Origin of the sequence: Maribacter arcticus, from assembly GCF_900167935.1 — a bacterium.
Classification (GTDB): domain Bacteria; phylum Bacteroidota; class Bacteroidia; order Flavobacteriales; family Flavobacteriaceae; genus Maribacter; species Maribacter arcticus.
Genome location: NZ_FUYL01000004.1, coordinates 214316 through 232853 on the forward strand (window position 1 = coordinate 214316; position 18538 = coordinate 232853).

General features: G+C 31.5%; 14 protein-coding genes. 13 read left to right on the forward strand and 1 reads right to left on the reverse strand.

Annotation, left to right across the window (positions count from 1 at the left end):
• Nucleotides 1-334: 334 nt before the first annotated feature.
• On the reverse strand, nucleotides 335-1321 hold the full coding sequence (locus B5X55_RS08025) for a UDP-glucuronic acid decarboxylase family protein (protein ID WP_079512097.1): 987 nt from the start codon (nucleotides 1319-1321) through the stop codon (nucleotides 335-337).
• A 299-nt stretch (nucleotides 1322-1620) separates the two neighbouring features.
• Here B5X55_RS08025 and B5X55_RS08030 point away from each other — a divergent pair, with 299 nt between their 5' ends.
• The 13 genes from B5X55_RS08030 (at nucleotide 1621) to B5X55_RS08090 (ending at nucleotide 18536) form a co-directional block, all read left to right on the forward strand.
• Complete coding sequence (locus B5X55_RS08030) at nucleotides 1621-3018, forward strand: nucleotide sugar dehydrogenase (RefSeq protein ID WP_079512098.1); 1398 nt, start codon at nucleotides 1621-1623, stop codon at nucleotides 3016-3018.
• Complete coding sequence (locus B5X55_RS08035; RefSeq protein ID WP_079512099.1) at nucleotides 3015-4046, forward strand: NAD-dependent epimerase; 1032 nt, start codon at nucleotides 3015-3017, stop codon at nucleotides 4044-4046. Before B5X55_RS08030 ends, B5X55_RS08035 begins: the two co-directional genes overlap by 4 nt.
• Nucleotides 4047-4152: 106 nt before the next feature.
• The gene (locus tag B5X55_RS08040; RefSeq protein ID WP_079512100.1) at nucleotides 4153-5145 is read left to right on the forward strand and encodes an SDR family oxidoreductase; all 993 of its coding nucleotides are present in this window, start codon (nucleotides 4153-4155) and stop codon (nucleotides 5143-5145) included.
• A gap of 129 nt (nucleotides 5146-5274) precedes the next feature.
• The gene (locus tag B5X55_RS08045; RefSeq protein ID WP_079512101.1) at nucleotides 5275-6555 is read left to right on the forward strand and encodes a nucleotide sugar dehydrogenase; all 1281 of its coding nucleotides are present in this window, start codon (nucleotides 5275-5277) and stop codon (nucleotides 6553-6555) included.
• A gap of 400 nt (nucleotides 6556-6955) precedes the next feature.
• Nucleotides 6956-7993: an acyltransferase gene (locus tag B5X55_RS08050; RefSeq protein WP_079512102.1), complete on the forward strand. Its 1038-nt coding sequence runs from the start codon at nucleotides 6956-6958 to the stop codon at nucleotides 7991-7993.
• A 619-nt stretch (nucleotides 7994-8612) separates the two neighbouring features.
• Complete coding sequence (locus B5X55_RS08055) at nucleotides 8613-10457, forward strand: Ig-like domain-containing protein (RefSeq protein ID WP_079512103.1); 1845 nt, start codon at nucleotides 8613-8615, stop codon at nucleotides 10455-10457.
• Between the two features lie 116 nt (nucleotides 10458-10573).
• Nucleotides 10574-11521 carry an ATP-grasp fold amidoligase family protein gene (locus tag B5X55_RS08060; protein ID WP_079512104.1) on the forward strand — a complete coding sequence of 316 codons (948 nt, stop codon included), beginning with the start codon at nucleotides 10574-10576 and terminating at the stop codon, nucleotides 11519-11521.
• 184 nt (nucleotides 11522-11705) lie between these two features.
• Entirely contained in the window at nucleotides 11706-12806 is a 1101-nt protein-coding gene (locus tag B5X55_RS08065; protein WP_079512105.1) for a glycosyltransferase family 4 protein, read from the forward strand.
• On the forward strand, nucleotides 12806-14164 hold the full coding sequence (gene murJ / locus B5X55_RS08070) for a murein biosynthesis integral membrane protein MurJ (protein WP_079512106.1): 1359 nt from the start codon (nucleotides 12806-12808) through the stop codon (nucleotides 14162-14164). Before B5X55_RS08065 ends, murJ begins: the two co-directional genes overlap by 1 nt.
• Before the next feature lie 48 nt (nucleotides 14165-14212).
• Nucleotides 14213-15151 carry an ATP-grasp fold amidoligase family protein gene (locus B5X55_RS08075; protein ID WP_079512107.1) on the forward strand — a complete coding sequence of 313 codons (939 nt, stop codon included), beginning with the start codon at nucleotides 14213-14215 and terminating at the stop codon, nucleotides 15149-15151.
• 8 nt (nucleotides 15152-15159) lie between these two features.
• A complete protein-coding gene (locus tag B5X55_RS08080; RefSeq protein ID WP_143814436.1) occupies nucleotides 15160-16278 on the forward strand; it encodes an O-antigen ligase family protein in 1119 nt (372 codons plus the stop codon).
• Nucleotides 16268-17374 (forward strand): glycosyltransferase, encoded by a 1107-nt coding sequence (locus B5X55_RS08085; protein ID WP_079512109.1) that lies wholly within the window; start codon nucleotides 16268-16270, stop codon nucleotides 17372-17374. The genes B5X55_RS08080 and B5X55_RS08085 overlap by 11 nt, the downstream gene beginning before the upstream one ends.
• Before the next feature lie 10 nt (nucleotides 17375-17384).
• Nucleotides 17385-18536, forward strand: coding sequence for a glycosyltransferase (locus B5X55_RS08090; RefSeq protein ID WP_079512110.1), 1152 nt, complete (start codon nucleotides 17385-17387; stop codon nucleotides 18534-18536).
• Nucleotides 18537-18538: the final 2 nt, after the last annotated feature.

Sequence of the window (18538 nt, forward strand, 5' to 3'; positions counted from 1 at the left end):
TGCAATACCATAATTCGATTAATCCTAAAATTAAATCGTTCAACTACTTTTAACAATCCATTTATAGTAAAATTCTACCTTTCACCTTAAGAATTTACCTTCATATTATTTCAATTTAATTTCCAATCGAAAAACTTTCACAATTCATGTGTTAAAAATCACACCTAAAATGCCTTTTAGAAACTAAAATACATGCTACCTAAAACTTCAAATCGTCAATAGAATTAAAATTGAATTTAACTTAATTCTGTACTCATTTAAAATTATGATATCGTATAAATATGTTATTGAATACTACATTATACCATAATTTTCGATAGTATAACGAAACAACTTACGCCTTATTAAAAGTACTAAAATCTTTATGATCTCTTTTGTACAAATCATCAGAAGGCAAAGATTTAAAATATTCGTAAGTCTTTCTCATTCCTTCTTCTCTTAACACTTTAGGCTCCCACTTTAAAATCTCTTTTGCTTTAGAAATATCAGGTTGACGTTGCATTGGATCATCTTGAGGTAGCGGTTTATAAATAATTTTTTGCTTCGTTCCAGTCAATTTAATAATCTCTTCTGCAAAATCTTTAATAGTAATTTCATGAGGATTACCAATATTTACAGGCATATCATAATCACTTAATAACAACCTATAAATACCTTCTACTTCATCATCTACATAACAAAATGACCTTGTTTGATCTCCTTTGCCAAAAACGGTTAAATCTTCTCCCCTTAGCGCTTGTCCAATAAAAGCAGGTATAACTCTACCATCATTTAACCGCATTCTAGGTCCATAGGTATTAAATATTCTAACAATTCTAGTTTCTACACCATGAAACCTATTATAGGCCATCGTTATTGATTCCATAAAACGCTTGGCTTCATCATAAACTCCACGAGGCCCAATAGTATTTACATTACCATAATACTCTTCTGTTTGCGGGTGTACTAATGGATCTCCGTAAATTTCAGAAGTTGATGCTATTAAAATTCTAGCATTTTTCTCTTTTGCCAGACCTAATAAGTTATGAGTACCAAGGGCACCCACCTTTAGAGTCTGAATCGGTATTTTCAAATAATCAATAGGACTTGCTGGAGAAGCAAAATGCAATATATAATCTAAATCTCCAGATATATGTACAAATTTAGTGACATCATGATGAAAAAACTCAAACTGTTCTAAGTGAAACAAATGCTCCAAATTCCTGATATCTCCTGTAATTAGATTATCCATAGCAATAACATGGTATCCTTCCTTTATAAAACGGTCGCAGAGATGTGATCCCAAAAATCCGGCTCCACCTGTAATTAAAACTTTTTTCAAAATATTTTTATTTTAGGTTATACGAAGATAGGTCAATGACAGTAACGACGAAAAAGGAATACCCAAAATACTTTAAACTTCAAAAAAATTGGATGAAATCATACTAAACAGGTAAAATAGCAGTTCACAATGTGTATAACTTTATTTTCAACCGTTATAATACCTGTTATAAAGGTTATATAATACATTTAGTACCCAACGATAAAAAAACATGAAATCTATTAAATAAACTCTTTAACGACTAAATACTAGTTATTAAATTATCTTTGCAAATTTCGCACGTGATTCAAATAAAAAACATGAAAAAAATTACAAATATATGCTGTATAGGCGCTGGTTACGTAGGTGGACCAACCATGTCTGTTATAGCAAGTCAATGTCCAGATATTAAAGTTACTGTTGTAGATATTAATCAGGACAGAATTAATAGTTGGAATGATGAAGATTTGGACAACCTACCTATATACGAACCAGGTTTAAAAGAAATTGTTAGTAAAGCAAGAAATAAAAACCTTTTTTTTTCTACCGAGGTTGACAAAGCTATAGACGAGGCTCAAATTATCTTTATTTCTGTAAATACGCCAACTAAAACCTACGGTAAAGGAAAAGGGCAGGCTGCAGACTTAAAATTTGTAGAACTTTGTGCAAGAAATATTGCGAAAGTTGCTAAAGATGACAAAATTGTTGTCGAAAAATCTACCCTACCTGTTCGTACCGCAAGTGCTATTAAAAGTATTTTACAACATACTGGAAATAAAGTTAATTTCGAGATATTATCGAATCCTGAATTTTTAGCCGAAGGTACAGCTATAGAGGATCTTTTAAATGCAGATAGAGTACTTATTGGTGGCGATGACACACCCTCAGGACAGGAAGCTAAAGATACTTTAAGTTCAATATACGAACAATGGTTACCTAAAGAGCGTGTATTACAAACCAATGTATGGTCTTCTGAACTTTCTAAATTGGTTGCCAATGCTTTTTTAGCACAACGTGTTTCTTCAATTAACACTATTTCTGCATTATGCGAAAAGACAGACGCAAACATACAAGAGATTTCTAGAGCGATTGGCTATGATAGCCGAATTGGATCTAAATTCTTAAATGCTTCTGTTGGTTTTGGTGGTTCTTGTTTTCAAAAAGATATTTTAAATTTAGTATATATCGCACGTTCTTATGGTCTTATGGAAGTAGCCGATTACTGGGAACAGGTTATTATAGCAAACGATTATCAAAAAAGTCGTTTTGCAGAACATATGATTTCATCATTGTACAATACTATTTCTGGTAAAAAGATAGTTCTTTATGGTTGGGCATTTAAAAAAGATACCAATGACACAAGGGAATCTCCTGCAATAGCGGTAGCTGATGCTTTATTGGAAGAGCAAGCTGAAATTTTAGTCTACGACCCTAAGGTTTCTGCCGAACGCATTTATGCTGATCTTGATTATTTGAACACACGTTCTCCAGAAGAAAACAGAAGATTATTAAAAGTAACAAATGACCCTATAGAAGCAACTGCAAAAGCTCATGCAATCGCTATTTTGACGGAATGGGACGAGTTCAAGACTTACGATTGGGCTGCTATATATGAAAACATGTTAAAACCAGCATTTGTTTTTGATGGCAGACGTTTGTTAGATACCGAAACAATGAATTCTTTAGGCTTTAATTATTATAAAATTGGGCAGTCATGAAAATTTTAGTAACAGGCGCTGCTGGGTTCATTGGTTTTTTTGTCGCAAAATCTCTTCTGGATCAAGGGCATACCGTAGTTGGTTTAGATAATATTAATGATTACTATGACATTAATCTCAAGTATGACAGATTAAAAGAATTAGGCATTGAAAAAAACGATGCTGAAATTTTCAACAATCTAGCATCTAGTTCAACTTACGAAAATTTTTCTTTTATACGACTAGCTTTGGAAGATCGCGAAAATCTTCCTTTATTATTCAAAGCGGAAGCATTCGACAAAGTCTGCAATTTAGCAGCTCAAGCAGGTGTTCGCTATAGTATAGAAAACCCTGAAGTTTATGTGGACAGTAATGTAGTAGGGTTTTTGAATATTTTGGAATGTTGTCGAAATTACAACATTAAACACTTAGTATATGCTAGTAGTTCTAGCGTTTATGGGCTGAATGAAAAAATACCATTTGAAACTAGTGACGCCGTAGACCACCCAATTAGCTTATATGCCGCTACCAAAAAAAGTAATGAACTTATGGCTCATACCTATGCACATTTGTATGGGTTTAAAACCACAGGATTACGTTTCTTTACCGTATATGGCCCGTGGGGAAGACCAGACATGGCCATGTTTTTATTCACTGACGCCATAGTTAACAACAAACCTATTAAGGTTTTTAACAATGGTAAATTAGAACGTGATTTCACCTACATAGATGATATTACGGAAGGTGTTGTTCGCATTATTCAGAAGCCAATAGTAAAAGAATCAGATAAGGAAAATCTATTTAAAATATACAATATAGGGAATAGTAAATCTGTGAAGCTTATGGATTTTATTACTGCAATAGAAGAAAGTTTGGGCACCACAGCTAAAAAGGATATGTACCCTATGCAACCTGGTGATGTTGAAAGAACTTGGGCCAATGTAGATGATTTAATTGCAGATTACGACTACAGACCTAATACACCAATAAAAAGTGGAGTACAACAATTTGTTGACTGGTATAAGACCTATTATGGTCCATTAACTTAATAATGATTTTATATAGGTGCTATACCGTTGGTTAAGCTTATAGTAAAGTTTATTTATATTTTAATAAAATAAAATCATATCCTAAATCGCAAAGCAAATTAAACAGATGAATTTATATAACCTCAATTCAAAATTTCACATCTTAGTTACTGGCGGTGCTGGCTTTATTGGTTCTAATCTTTGTAACGCTTTATTACAAAATGGAAACCAAGTTACCTGCCTTGATAATTTTGCTACAGGAAAACGCGAGAACTTGGCTCCTTTGATGGATAATCCCAAATTCAATTTAATTGAGGGTGATATTCGTAATTTAGAGGATTGCCAAAACGCTTGTACGGGTGTTGATTACATATTACACCAAGCTGCCCTAGGGTCGGTACCAAGATCCATAAATGACCCCATTACTAGTAATGACGTCAATGTCTCTGGGTTCTTAAATATGCTAGTAGCAGCACGTGATGCCCAAGTAAAACGTTTTATATACGCAGCAAGTTCATCTACCTATGGTGATTCTACGAATATGCCAAAAGTAGAAGATATTATCGGCAAACCCCTTTCCCCCTACGCCATTACAAAATATGTAAATGAATTATATGCAGATGTATTCAGTAAAACATACGGTATAGAAACCATTGGTTTACGCTATTTTAATGTGTTTGGAAGAAAACAAGACCCAAACGGAGCTTATGCAGCGGTAATTCCAAAATTTGTGATGCAATTGATGAAACATGAATCTCCTGTTATCAATGGGGATGGTTCTTTTTCAAGAGATTTCACTTATATAGATAATGTCATTCAAATGAATGTGCGTGCAATGGTTACAAAAAACCAAAACGCTATGAATACCGTATATAACACTGCCTATGGCGAACGAACCGATTTAAATGAACTCACCCAACTCTTAAAAGAATATCTAAGTGATTTCGATCCCGAAATAAAGAATGTTGAAAATACCTATGGCCCTACTCGTGCAGGAGACGTACCACATTCTTTAGCTTCCATAGATAAAGCAAAAGAACTTTTAGGCTATGATCCACAATTTGATATAAAGACTGGACTTAAAGAAGCTGTGAATTGGTATTGGGAGAATTTAAAATAATGGTTTGAGTGATAGTTGATAATTGACAGGTTACCTTGTTTCATAAAAAGTAACAGAGCCAAAAAATAGCATAAAATAAAACATAATTTGAAGAACATAGCGAAAGCAAAATGAATAAGAATTAAAAATATGAACGATATTAAAATTGCCATTTTAGGTTTAGGTTATGTAGGCTTGCCACTTGCTAGATTATTTGCAACAAAGTACCCTGTAGTGGGTTTTGATATTAATCAAGAACGTATCGATGAACTTAGAAAAGGTCATGATAGCACACTTGAAGTTGAAGATGATATTTTACAAGGGGTATTAAAAGATAGCCCAAAAATAGAGACAGGATTATTCTGTAGTAATCAATTAGCGGATATTGCAGACTGTAATTATTATATTGTTACGGTACCCACACCAGTAGACAGCACTAATCGCCCAATTTTAACTCCTTTATATAAGGCCAGTGAAACAGTTGGCCAAGTATTAAAAAAAGGAGATACGGTTATTTATGAGTCTACCGTATACCCTGGCGTAACCGAAGATGAGTGTATTCCGGTTTTAGAAAAACAAAGTGGTTTAATATACAACAAAGACTTTTTTGCCGGGTATTCGCCAGAACGTATTAACCCGGGCGACAAAGAACATACCGTAGAGAAAATACTTAAAGTTACGTCTGGATCTACCCCTGAAGTTGGTAAAAAAGTAGATGCACTTTATGCATCGGTAATAACAGCAGGAACACATTTAGCCCCAACAATAAAAGTAGCGGAAGCAGCAAAGGTTATTGAAAATTCGCAGCGTGATATTAATATTGCCTTTGTTAATGAATTGGCCAAAATTTTCAACTTAATGGGTATTGATACCCATGATGTTTTAGAGGCTGCAGGAACCAAATGGAATTTTCTTCCCTTTAAGCCAGGTTTGGTTGGGGGTCACTGTATTGGTGTAGACCCTTATTATTTGGCTCAAAAAGCACAAGAGTTTGGCTACCATCCCGAAATTATTTTGGCTGGTAGACGTATGAACGATACTATGGGTAAATATGTTTCATCTGAAGTCATTAAGTTAATGGTGCAGCGTGATATTAAAATAAAAGGGAGTTCAATTTTAGTACTAGGCATCACCTTTAAAGAAAACTGCCCAGATGTTCGTAATACAAAGGCAGTAGATGTTATCAACAACTTAAAGTCTTATGGTACTAATGTGACCATTTATGACCCTTGGGCTTCAGCGAAACAAGTGGAGCATGAATACCAAATGAAAGTAACAAAAGATGTTCCTACTGAAAAGTTTGACGCTATTGTGCTAACGGTAGCGCATAACGAATTTTTAGAAATGGAGCTTAAGAGCCTGCTAAAACCAGAAGGTATTCTTTATGATGTAAAAGGTATTCTCAAAAAGGATGTGGATGGGAGATTATAATTTCAAAAGTCATTGTTTATTTATTGCTATTACATAAAATAAACCTTATATCCAATCAGATTATACAATCAAAGAAATCACATAACAAAAATCCTTACAAAATATACATAGTAAATATTTAAAATTAATGGACTTCATTATGGATTACTACAAAGTTTTGATTAGTTAGCCATTAAAGAGATAATATATGGGTAGCATATTGAAGGGTAATTATAATTATCACACCTTAGACTGATAAAAATAGAGATGAAGTTTTTTATTAATTGGGAAAAAACTAGATATAGAAATAAATTCTATTTTGATAACTACTTTGTTCAATAGTAAATAAATATTTGTCATTCTACGTATATTAAGTAATCCTTCAATAAGAAATGAACTATAGAAATTACAACCTCTTTCTATGATGAAAAATATTCAAGAAACTGCCATAGAGATTGATGATCTTAATTTATTAAGGGCTATTGCCATTCTACTCGTGGTCTTAAGACATTGTTTTGCGCCTTTTATGAGCTCGTGGCCTGTAAGCACTTTTTATGAATATAATATATATGCAGATATAACCGGTAAATATATTTCTACCATATCAATGCCTTTGTTTGTTTTCATTTCGGGATTCCTCTTCAGTTACCTAAGAAATAACTTAAAAAAGTACCCTACTTATACCATTTTACTATCAAAGAAAACAGCTCGCCTTTTAAGACCCTATTTTGTTTTGGCTCCTCTTTATATTGTAGTCTTTATAGACATCAATACAACCTTTGATTTTTTAAAACAATTTTGGATGGGAGCAGGTCATCTATGGTTTCTTTTGATGATTTTCACCATTTTTATGCTGTTTTACCCTTTAGAAAGCTACTTCAAAAAAAATCCATTAAAAAGCTTTGTAGCAGTAGTTCTTCTATTTTGCTTGTACCCTGGTTTCTCTGTTCTAGAGCTATATCCTATATCTAAAGCTTTTCAATATTTACCTTTCTTTTTTACAGGCTACTTTTTCCATTACAACAGTATAATTATTTCAAAATTATTAAAAGGTAAATTTTGGATTTTATTTTTTTTGCATTCGCTTTTATTTATTGGGTCTTTATTCATTCCTGAATTTATTCAAAACGGTATATTAAAAACCTTATTCAGAGCATTTATAAATTTGCCATTAGGGCTTATGTCGGTTTCAATGCTTTTCCTTTTTTTTACAATAGCAAAAAAACGTACCACATCCAATGAAAGTCCAATTATTGAGAACATCAATATAACGAGTTATTATATCTATATTATTCATCAACCTTTACTGTTGTGGTTATTTCAATTAAAGTTTTTACAGGCTTTGCCTCCTTTGTATGTAATTTTGCTTGTCTTTCCAAGTGTTATATTGTCATCTCTTATTTTGGGTAATGTTTTACTGAAATTTCATTGGGGTAGAAGATTAATAGGAGCTTCATAGTACCTATTAAGTTTTGGCATTTTGAGCGGGATATAAATAAGTACACTATTTAAAATTGAATTATAAAGGAATAGGCCTAAATGGTATTAAAAGATAATTTTGTTCCTTAGTAAGACTTAATAGTCGAACCACTTTTAGAACACTTAATGCTTCTCTATTTCAATTTTTGACCAAACTCTATTATTGATAGTATAAGATTATCCTTTTATTACCACATTTATATGAAAACAGAATACTGTAGTGCTTTGAACTTAAATACTTTTCAAATTTATTATCCCAATCAAGTAAATTCTTCCCTTTATTTATAAAAATGTTAACAGAACAGGTAGTTTATCGAGTTTTTAATAAAAGTAGTGCATTTCATCGATCAATAAAATCCGATAATCGATTCTGTCCGTAAGCATTAAGTTGAAATTCTAAATAAAGTCTAATAATTAACATATTAAAATAAGGATTATTTCCGAAATAAATAAAAATTATCAACGTTGAAGTATAGAGCCCCAAAGGTAAAAGAGCAGTTCATCGAAAATATTGATTATTTCACCGACAAAAAAAAATATTCTCGTACTATTGTATCCCAAATGAAATCATTTTTTATTCTAATACAAAATACCTACTTATGCCCATAACAACAAATACCCTTCAAAAGGTAACCCTCACCTCCTTTGTTTTATTCAGTCTTTTTTCCTGTAGTAAAGATGCCGATCTTTTATCAGAATATGTGATTACTAAAGATGATGGTTTACAAAGTATTGCACTGCTAGCCAATGATAGTTTTTACATGGCGCCCGGTCAAGGTTCTATTCTAATGGATGTTTTAAATAATGATAATATTAGCGACAACGCTAACGTTACCATTATAGAAACTTCATCGCCAATAAATGGTACTGTTACCATAAATAATGATAACACATTAACATACAAAGCTTGGGAAGACCCTACCCTTATTAACACTAATTCTATCCCAGAGGAAACAACTCCAGAACAAACAACCCCTGTTGAATCGACACCAGAGGAAACAACTCCAGAACAAACAACCCCTGTTGAATCGACACCAGAGGAAACAACCCCTGTTGAATCGACACCAATAGAGGACACCTTTACCTATACCGCAGAAGTAGTAGACGAAGAAACGGGTACAGCTACTATAGAAGAAGCTACAGTAACTGTGTCATCGACAAATACAGATATGGGCGAACTGTTAGCTTTCCCAGGAGCAGCTGGATATGGAAAAAATACAACTGGAGGTAGAGGTGGCATGGTCTATCGTGTTACAAATTTAAATGATAGTGGTGCAGGAAGCTTAAGATATGGCATTGAAACTTTAAATGTTACACGTACAATAGTATTTGAAGTTTCTGGATATATTGATTTAGAAACTCCTATAAAAATTAGAGCGGGATATGGGAATATTACAATTGCCGGACAAACAGCTCCAAATGATGGTATCACTATTCGCGGTTCTTCAATTTGGATTCACGCTGAAAATGTAATAGTACGGTACTTAAAAATTAAACCTGGAAAAAATGCTTATAATCCAGCAGGTCTCTCATCATCTGACCCTAATTATGAGCCGGATGATGGAATAAAAATTGTTGCGTATTCAGGTAATTCTATAGAGAATATTATAATTGACCACTGTACTGTAACATGGGCTCATGATGGCTTGATTGATGTAGGTTCTCCAAATCTTGATTTAAGCACCTATGCCAGAAATATAACTATTCAAAATTGCTTATTGGGAGAAAATATTGATAAGCATTATGGAGTATTGATTCAAAGGGCTTACGATTTGTCATTTTACCGTAATATAATAGCTTTTACAAATTCTAGAAACATTGCAGTACAAAGTGCAGAAGGCAAAGGAGTGGAAATGGTAAATAATCTAATCTATGGAACACCAAAAGCAGCATGGTATATCCAAGGTAATGTTGTAGATTTTATAGGGAACAAATTTATTACTGGGCCATATGAACGACAATATCAAACATTTAGAATGGAACTTGGTCCACTCGATTACAATATTGAAAACTCAGCTATATATTTAAATGGCAATGTTGATGACTCAAAGAATGCTGATGACAGCTATAATAATACAGCTTCACCGTATATTGTTAATTCTCCAAATCATAACACCAATTTAGAAATAATTTCTCAATCAGAACTTGAAAACAGTTTAATCGATTATGTCGGTGACAATATACACTACGATGAAGCAGATATTAGAATTATGAATTCCATTAAAAGCAGAACTGGTAATATCATATCTAATGAGAATAGTGTTGGTGGTTACCCTACCCTAAAGTCAGATATTAGATCTGAAAACTATGATAGCGATAAAGATGGTATGTCTGATGCTTGGGAAAGAAGTACATTCGGTAACTTATCAAAGAAATCTGATACCGATGAAAATGGTGATGGGTATACCAATTTAGAAGCCTTTTTATATTCGCTAGAACTATAAAATATTAACAAAATTAATTTTGACTAAAAAGACGTTCCTTTGAACGTCTTTTTGTTTTTTATGAACTATTTTTATTTCAAATTTGCATATTGGATTTGTTAATAATCCGTTACAAAATGAAAGAAAAATTAAAATCATTATATCAAACTTCAAAATTAGGCTTTATTTTTATTGGACCATTCGCTCGTATTTATCAATATTTTCTACATAAAAAGTATTTGTCTCGAGAAGCATTTGTTAAACAAAGATTTAAAAAATGTTTTGGTTATGAATTAAATCTAAATGATCCCCAAACACTAAATGAAAAAATTAATTGGTTAAAATTAAATTATTGGAATCCTTTGTCTACCCAAATGGTAGATAAATTTGAAGTAAGAAATTACATTTCAAAAAATATTGGTGATGAATACCTTGTTCCCCTACTCTACACAACAGAAAACCCTAGAGATATCATTTCTGAAAATTTACCTGATATTGCCTGCATAATAAAAACAAATCATGATAGCTCGGGAGGCATTATCGTAAGAAATAAAAGTGAAGTGAAAAATTGGAAAGAAATTCAAAACCGATTACATGCCAATATGTCTCAAAATTTTTATTGGGACGGTAGAGAGAAACCATACAGAAATATAAAACCCAGAATAATTGCAGAAAAACTCTTGACCGACAATTCGGGAACTTTACCTGCTGATTATAAGGTTCATTGTTTTAATGGAAAAACAAGAATGATTAACGTAGATATGGGTAGAGGCACTAAAAACCATTATAGGAATTGGTATTCAAGTAACTGGAAACGTGAACCTTACAAATGGTCTTCAGTTTTAGGTGACGGTACCTTAACAGATCCAAGTGAAAAAGATGTACCAAAACCTGAATTATTAGAAAAAATGCTCTTATTGTCTGAAAAATTGGCAAAAGGTTTCCCCTATTTAAGAGTAGATTGGTACATTTTCAATAATCAGCTATATTTTGGTGAATTAACCTTTCATCACAATGGTGGTCATAGACCTATTTATCCAGAATCGTGGGATTTAAAATTAGGGCAAGAGTTAGATTTAAAATAACACCATCACTTCAATTTTAAATTATTATGTCATTATCACAAGGAAATCACTAAATTTTTTAACTAAGAATAGAGGCTAAATACAGAAATTAATCTTTTAACAATTAAATTACTCATTATCAACAGTAATAAAACCTCATTTTAAAAGTTACATTTAGGCTAGATTTACCTAAATAAGACACAATATGAGCAAAAAAAATATAGCCTTTGTTATTTATTCCTTGAATTCTGGTGGAGCAGAGCGAGTTGTTTCCACACTAGCTAATGGGCTTACTAAATATTATAATGTCACCATCATAACATTTACTGATATTCCACCATTTTACGAATTAGATGAAAAAGTAAATGTGGTATATTGTTTTTCCAATCTTCAGCCAAGTAAAAATTTTATAGATTCTATATCTACAAATTATAATCTTTTCAAACAATTAAAAGTAAAATCAAAAGCACTATCAATCGATTTATTAATTGGTTTTATGACCAATACCAATATACTCACAGTTTTGGCGGCCAAATCGTTAAAAATTCCAGTTTTGATAAGCGAAAGAATTAATCCGAAGTTTAGCATATTACCTAAATTATGGAGTATTATGAGAAGATTAACCTACCCCAGTGCAAATTATTTAATAATTCAAACAGAACCAATTAAACATTATTTTGAAGCTTTTGTTAAAAAAGATAAACTTAAAATATTACCAAATCCCATTTCATCTGTACACCGAGAATTTAAAGAAAAAATTAACCTTCCTATAAAAGAAAACATTGTTTTAAGCGTTGGTAGATTAAGTAATCAAAAAGGGCACGATATTGCAATAAAGGCTTTCACCAAACTAAAACCAAATAATTGGGAGTTACATATTGTTGGTGAAGGTCCAAAAAGAAAAGAATACGAAGAGTTAATCATTAAACTGAAAATGACCGATAAAATTAAACTTATTGGTAGAGACAATAATATTTCAAATTATTATCTAAAATCTAAGATATTTATTTTTCCAAGTCGTTTCGAAGGATTTCCAAATGCGCTTACAGAAGCTATGTACATGGGCTTACCCAGCATTTCTACGGATTGCCCTACTGGACCTTCAGAATTAATAGATAATGATAAAAATGGGTATTTAATACCTGTTGATGATGTTGAAAATTTAACTGCCAATTTAGAAATATTAATAAATAATAAATCTTTAAGGACAAAATTAGGCGATAATGCAGCTCTTAGTGTTACACATTTGGAAGAAGACAAGGTAGTAGAACAATGGTTAAAATTAATTTCCGAAAGTCTTAACTAATGCATTTAACTTCTATAATTGATAACGTTAAATTAAAATCTAAAGAACTTTTACAAAAAAAAGTACTTCAGAACATAATTTTAGTCAGTGGAGTAACATTATTTATTAGCATTTTAGGTTTTATCAAAGAAACCGTAGTTGCAGCAAATTATGGGCTTTCTATTGAATTGGATACCTTCTATGTTGCAATTTTAATACCCGGTGTTATAAATACGGTTTTTCTTGGTTCATTCAAAAGTGTATTTATACCCAATTATATTAACGAAGTAGGAAAAAAAGGTAACATTGGTAGCTTTCAATCTACTAGTTTAATGATTACTCTAGTAGTAAGTTTATTTTTCGCTGGTATTAGCTATTTAGGAACGGATACTTTTCTTGAAATACTATACCCTAATAAATCATTGGAGTTTTACAATCTTGTAAAACTCCAATTACCAATTCTTTTATTCGCTATATTTTTCTGGGGCATTGCCTCAACCTTAGGTGCATTATTAAATGTAAACGATGAATATCGATTAAGTTCTTTTGCGGGTATTTACACACCAATTTTCATACTAATAGGTATCTATTTTTTTAGTGATCAATTTAAAAATACCATATTAGCTTGGGGAACAACATTGGGCGCCTTTGCTAGTTGTGCTTATTTATTGATAGTTGCTAAAAAAAAGAATCTAATTGTTTTAGGAAAACCAGATTATCAAAATAGTAATATCAAAATAGCCTTTAAACAACTACCTGCAAAAATCAGCTCAGGTCTTTTAACTGCCTTGAACTCTGTTGTAGATCAATTTTTTGCTGCTCAATTGGTTATAGGTTCTATTGCAGCTTTGCAATATGGCTTAAAAATACCTGCCTTTTTAAGCGGCTTGTTATTGGTGGCTTTTGGCAATGTACTACTCCCCTATTTTACCAAATTGGTTTTAAGCAATAGGAAATTAGCTTTTGAGAATCTTTTTAAAAATTTAAAATGGGTTTTTATTGGATTGGTAGTGATAACAATATTTGGAATTTTGGTATCTGATTTGGTAGTAACCCTATTATATCAACGAAAGGAGTTCACAGCTGAAGACACTCAAGTAGTTTCTACTATACAAAAGGTATTTCTTGCATACATTCCCTTTAAAATTACAGGTATGATTATGGTTAATTTTGCCACCAGCATCAATAAAAACAGTATTATGGCATACATATCTTTAGTAGCCTTAGTACTAAATGTTTTGTTGGACTATGTTTTCATGGAAATGTATGGCGTTTTTGGTATAGCACTTTGTACAACAATTATAACCGTTTTAAAAAGTATGACCATGTATTGGTATTTAAAACGTTTAAAGCAAGAGAATGATTCTATTACACAATAAAACTACTTTGAAAGCGTATTTATAAAATCAATAGTTAACTAAAATTATATGAAAAAAGTTTTTAAGTGGGTATATCATAATACTCTATTTGGTAAATTATTGATTTATTCTTTTCACACCAGTAAAAATAAACTTTGGCCAGATGAATGGGTTATTAGATATAATTATAGGAAAAGAAGAAAAAAATCGTTGAACTTAAAAGATCCTCAAACCCTTAACGAAAAAATTAATTGGTTAAAGTTGAACGACAGGAGGTCCTTACACACCCAATGTGCTGATAAATATGCAGTACGTAGTTATGTAAAGAAGAAAATCGGTGAAGATTACTTAGTGCCTCTATATTTTCAAACCCAAAACCCGGAGGATTTAAAACCAGAAAATCTACCTGATATTCCATGTATTATAAAAGCAAACCATGATAGTAGTGGAGGAGTTTTCGTGCATAACAAAAATAAATTGAACTATCCTGAATTACAAGGTAATTTGAAAATTAGATTGGGAAAAAATTATTATAGCTCTAGTAGGGAATGGCAATATAAAAACATTACCCCTCGAATTATAGTAGAAAAATTACTAATAACTAAAACCGGTAATATTCCATTGGATTTTAAAGTACATTGTTTTAATGGAAAAGCCCACATGATTCAAGTGGATATAGGGAGAGGTACAAATAAACACTATAGAAATTGGTATTATACAGACTGGACGAGATGCCCCTTTAAATGGACATCAGTTTCAGGTTTAAAAGAAACTAATCCTGCTGAATTTGATGTTTCACCGCCTAAAGATTTAGAAAAAATGTGCTTGTTATCCAACCATTTAGCAGAACCATTTGATTATGTTCGCGTAGATTGGTATGATGCAGATGATAAATTGTATTTTGGTGAAATAACATTTCATCACGATAGCGGTAATAGACCTATTGAACCTGAAGAATGGGATTATAAACTTGGGGAAATGGTTAAGTTAAATTCTAATGTAAACTGAAAAATATTTTGGCAACTCAAGTATTAAAATATCTTGTTCTATTTTTAGTATTGTGTAACATACCTGGTTATTTATATGTATTTACAAACGCTACACTTTCTTCAGCTGTTAGCATACTAACATCTATATTTTTAATACTATTTTTTTTTCTTTCAAAGCCTTGGCAAAAACCTGTAATACCATTTATTCTTTTTACAATTTTATATTTTACCATTGGTAGTTTAAATTATTATGGTGGAGAAGCTGAATTATTTAAAGAGTTTATTCGCTTTTTAATTTTAGTAATTTGCATCACCGAAGTAATGTATAGATCAACTTACAAAGATTTATTTTATATACTATTACTAGGTGCAATTAGTGTTATTATTAATGCATTTATATTTCCATATACCAATGCCTTATATGGTTTGGTAAAAGGTAGATATGGCGGCTTCTTTCTTAACCCGAATACAGCAGGTATTGTTTGCTTACTAGGTATTGCATTATCCTATTCAATAAACAATGTTAAATGGAGAACTGTAGGGCAACTCACTTTTACCCTCGCTGGCTTTTTGACATTATCAAGAACATTTATTGTTGTTTGGCTATTTATAAATTTTTTAGCAATAATAAAAGACCGAAAAAATTTGTTTGTACCTATTATTGGTATTCTTGCTTTAACCGTAATGGTTACTTTTACGGATCGTAAAATATTTGCCGCAGATAGATTTGAAGCGCTTACCGCTTTTTTTGGAGAAGGTGAAGTCAAAACTAAAACAGTAAAAAATGATTCACGAAATGAAACATGGGCTTTATATTATGATAAAATTTATGAAAAGCCATTTTTTGGTCACGGATATAAATCTTTCCAAAGGGTTACTTCGAGGTCACCTGGAGCCCATAACACTTATTTAATGATTATAGGTGAATCTGGTATAATACCGTTTTTACTTTTCATCGGTACATTTATATATTTATTACGCTACTGCTTAAGGTATTTTAAAGAAGAGCCTTATTTACTGTATACAGTTCTAGTTGTACTATTAAATTTAATGGCAAGCCATACATTCTTTTCTAATTATCAAAGCATAACTCTATCTATTTTTATCTTTTTAAAGATAAGAACGTTAAAAGCTAATGAAATATAAAACTACAGCCTTGAAAATTCTTTTTATAATACCCAGTTTATCTGCTGGTGGAGCTGAAAAAGTAATGTCTTTTTTAGCGCAAAATCTTAATGATAAAAAATTTCAAACTAAACTTGTTGTTATTGGTTTTGAAAAAAATAACGCCTACGATATATCAAATGTAGATACTATATATTTAAATAATACTAGCGTAGGTAAAGCCTTTATGACTATCTTAAAGTTAGTGCGTTCTGAAAAACCTAATGTAGTGTTGAGTTCATTATCCCATTTAAATGCGATTATGGGATATGTTTCTTATTTCAATCCTAAAACTATATTTATTGGTAGACAAACAATAGTTCAAAGTGCTCAAAAAGATTTCACAGGCAGAACAGGTATTAAAACTAAACTATTTAATTTCGCCTACTACCTAGGGTACAAAGGTTTAAATAAATTAATTAGTCAATCTGATGATATGAAAAATGACCTTGTCCAAAATCAGGGTGTTAACGAAGAAAAGGTTGTAACTATCAACAACCCTGTTTCACAAAATTTTAAGGTAAAAGATAAAATACCAGAAATTGGCAATTTTTATCAATTTATTACTGTAGGTAGATTAACCGAAAAAAAAGGGTATAATCGAATTCTAAATATACTTTTTAAATTTAAATTACCCTTTCATTACACTATAATAGGCGATGGTCAAGAAAAAGCTAGTATCCAAGAATTAGCTGATAAATTGAATTTGACTGATAAAATAACCTATATATCATTTACCGACAAAGTGAATGACTATTTAACTAACAGCCATGTATACCTACAAGGATCATTTGTTGAAGGCTTTCCTAATGCGCTTATTGAAAGTATTTCTGTAGGTACACCTGCAATAGTTTTCAATGCTCCAGGTGGAATGAATGAAATAATGTTAAACGGCGAAAACGGATACTTAGTTGATAATGAAGAAATGTTTTCTGAAAAACTTGAAAGTATTGTTAATGATATTAAGGACTTCACTCCAACTAAGGTTAGTGCTGAGGTTAGAAGAAAATATAGTTCTGCACAAATACTATCACAATATGAAGATTTGTTTGAGTCACTAATAACCAATAAGTCATAAATAATTTTTTTTGAAAAACGAATACACAAAAATTGCAATATTAATATTCTCGTTAGCAGGTGGTGGAGCAGAACGAGTAGTTTCATATCTACTGCCTTTTCTAAAAAATAAAGGTTTTGACGTTCATTTGATTTTAATGAACGAAACTATAAGCTATGATATACCAAAAGATATACCTATACATTTTATTGAAAATTCCTGGGGTAACGAAAGTGGTCTTCTTAAACTAGTAAAATTACCCATATTGGCGTATAAATATGCGAAATTATTAAAGTCATTAGAAATCACGCATTCGTTTGCCATGCTTACTAGGTCTAGTTATATCAATATTCTATCGCGATATTTCACCTCCCACAAATTCAAACTTATTATAAGTGAACGTTCTCATCCAAGTATGCAATATGGATATGGCAATTTACAATCTAAAATCAATAATTGGCTCATTAAACGTTTATACCCTAAAGCAGATAAGATAATATGTAATTCTATAGGTAATGGAGAAGATTTAATCAACAATTATAATATTCCAAAACAGAAAATTACAGTTATTAATAATCCCATCAATATTGAGGCAATAGAGGCTGTAGAAAAAGAACAAGAAATTTTTAAATCGAATACATTTAATCTTGTCACCATAGGTCGTATGGATAAAGGTAAAAATCACGAACTGTTAATTAGAGCAGTAGAAGGTTTTTCTAATATTCATTTATACATACTTGGTGATGGAGTTTTACGGGATTTTTTAGAAGGATTAGTTATTGATAAAAATTTAAAGGACAGAGTAACGTTTTTAGGCTTTGATAACAACCCCTTTAAGTATTTAAAAGCTGCAGATTTATTTGTTTTTGGATCTAATCATGAAGGATTTCCTAATGTACTTCTTGAAGCAATGTGCTGTGGATTACCAATACTAAGCACTAATTGCAAATCAGGACCTGATGAAATTATGCAACTTACCACTCCCATAACCGATGATATTATGTTAACCGATTATGGTATATTATCGCCAGTTGAAAACGTTGAACTTTTCAAAAAAGGTCTCTCCTATTGCCTAGAACATCCCGACTATTTAGCTCAATGTAGAATAAACGTAAAAAAACGCATTCAAGATTTTAAACGAGAACCTATTTTAGAATTATACACTGCTCACATTTTATCTTAAAA

Excerpts from the sequence above, each read along its gene's own strand:
- B5X55_RS08060 (WP_079512104.1), top strand. The coding sequence starts at position 10,574 with ATGAAAGAAAAATTAAAATCATTATATCAAACTTCAAAATTAGGCTTT.
- B5X55_RS08030 (WP_079512098.1), top strand. The coding sequence starts at position 1,621 with ATGAAAAAAATTACAAATATATGCTGTATAGGCGCTGGTTACGTAGGT.
- murJ (WP_079512106.1), top strand. The coding sequence starts at position 12,806 with ATGCATTTAACTTCTATAATTGATAACGTTAAATTAAAATCTAAAGAA.
- B5X55_RS08050 (WP_079512102.1), top strand. The coding sequence starts at position 6,956 with ATGATGAAAAATATTCAAGAAACTGCCATAGAGATTGATGATCTTAAT.
- B5X55_RS08045 (WP_079512101.1), top strand. The coding sequence starts at position 5,275 with ATGAACGATATTAAAATTGCCATTTTAGGTTTAGGTTATGTAGGCTTG.
- B5X55_RS08055 (WP_079512103.1), top strand. The coding sequence starts at position 8,613 with ATGCCCATAACAACAAATACCCTTCAAAAGGTAACCCTCACCTCCTTT.
- B5X55_RS08085 (WP_079512109.1), top strand. The coding sequence starts at position 16,268 with ATGAAATATAAAACTACAGCCTTGAAAATTCTTTTTATAATACCCAGT.
- B5X55_RS08065 (WP_079512105.1), top strand. The coding sequence starts at position 11,706 with ATGAGCAAAAAAAATATAGCCTTTGTTATTTATTCCTTGAATTCTGGT.
- B5X55_RS08035 (WP_079512099.1), top strand. The coding sequence starts at position 3,015 with ATGAAAATTTTAGTAACAGGCGCTGCTGGGTTCATTGGTTTTTTTGTC.
- B5X55_RS08075 (WP_079512107.1), top strand. The coding sequence starts at position 14,213 with ATGAAAAAAGTTTTTAAGTGGGTATATCATAATACTCTATTTGGTAAA.
- B5X55_RS08040 (WP_079512100.1), top strand. The coding sequence starts at position 4,153 with ATGAATTTATATAACCTCAATTCAAAATTTCACATCTTAGTTACTGGC.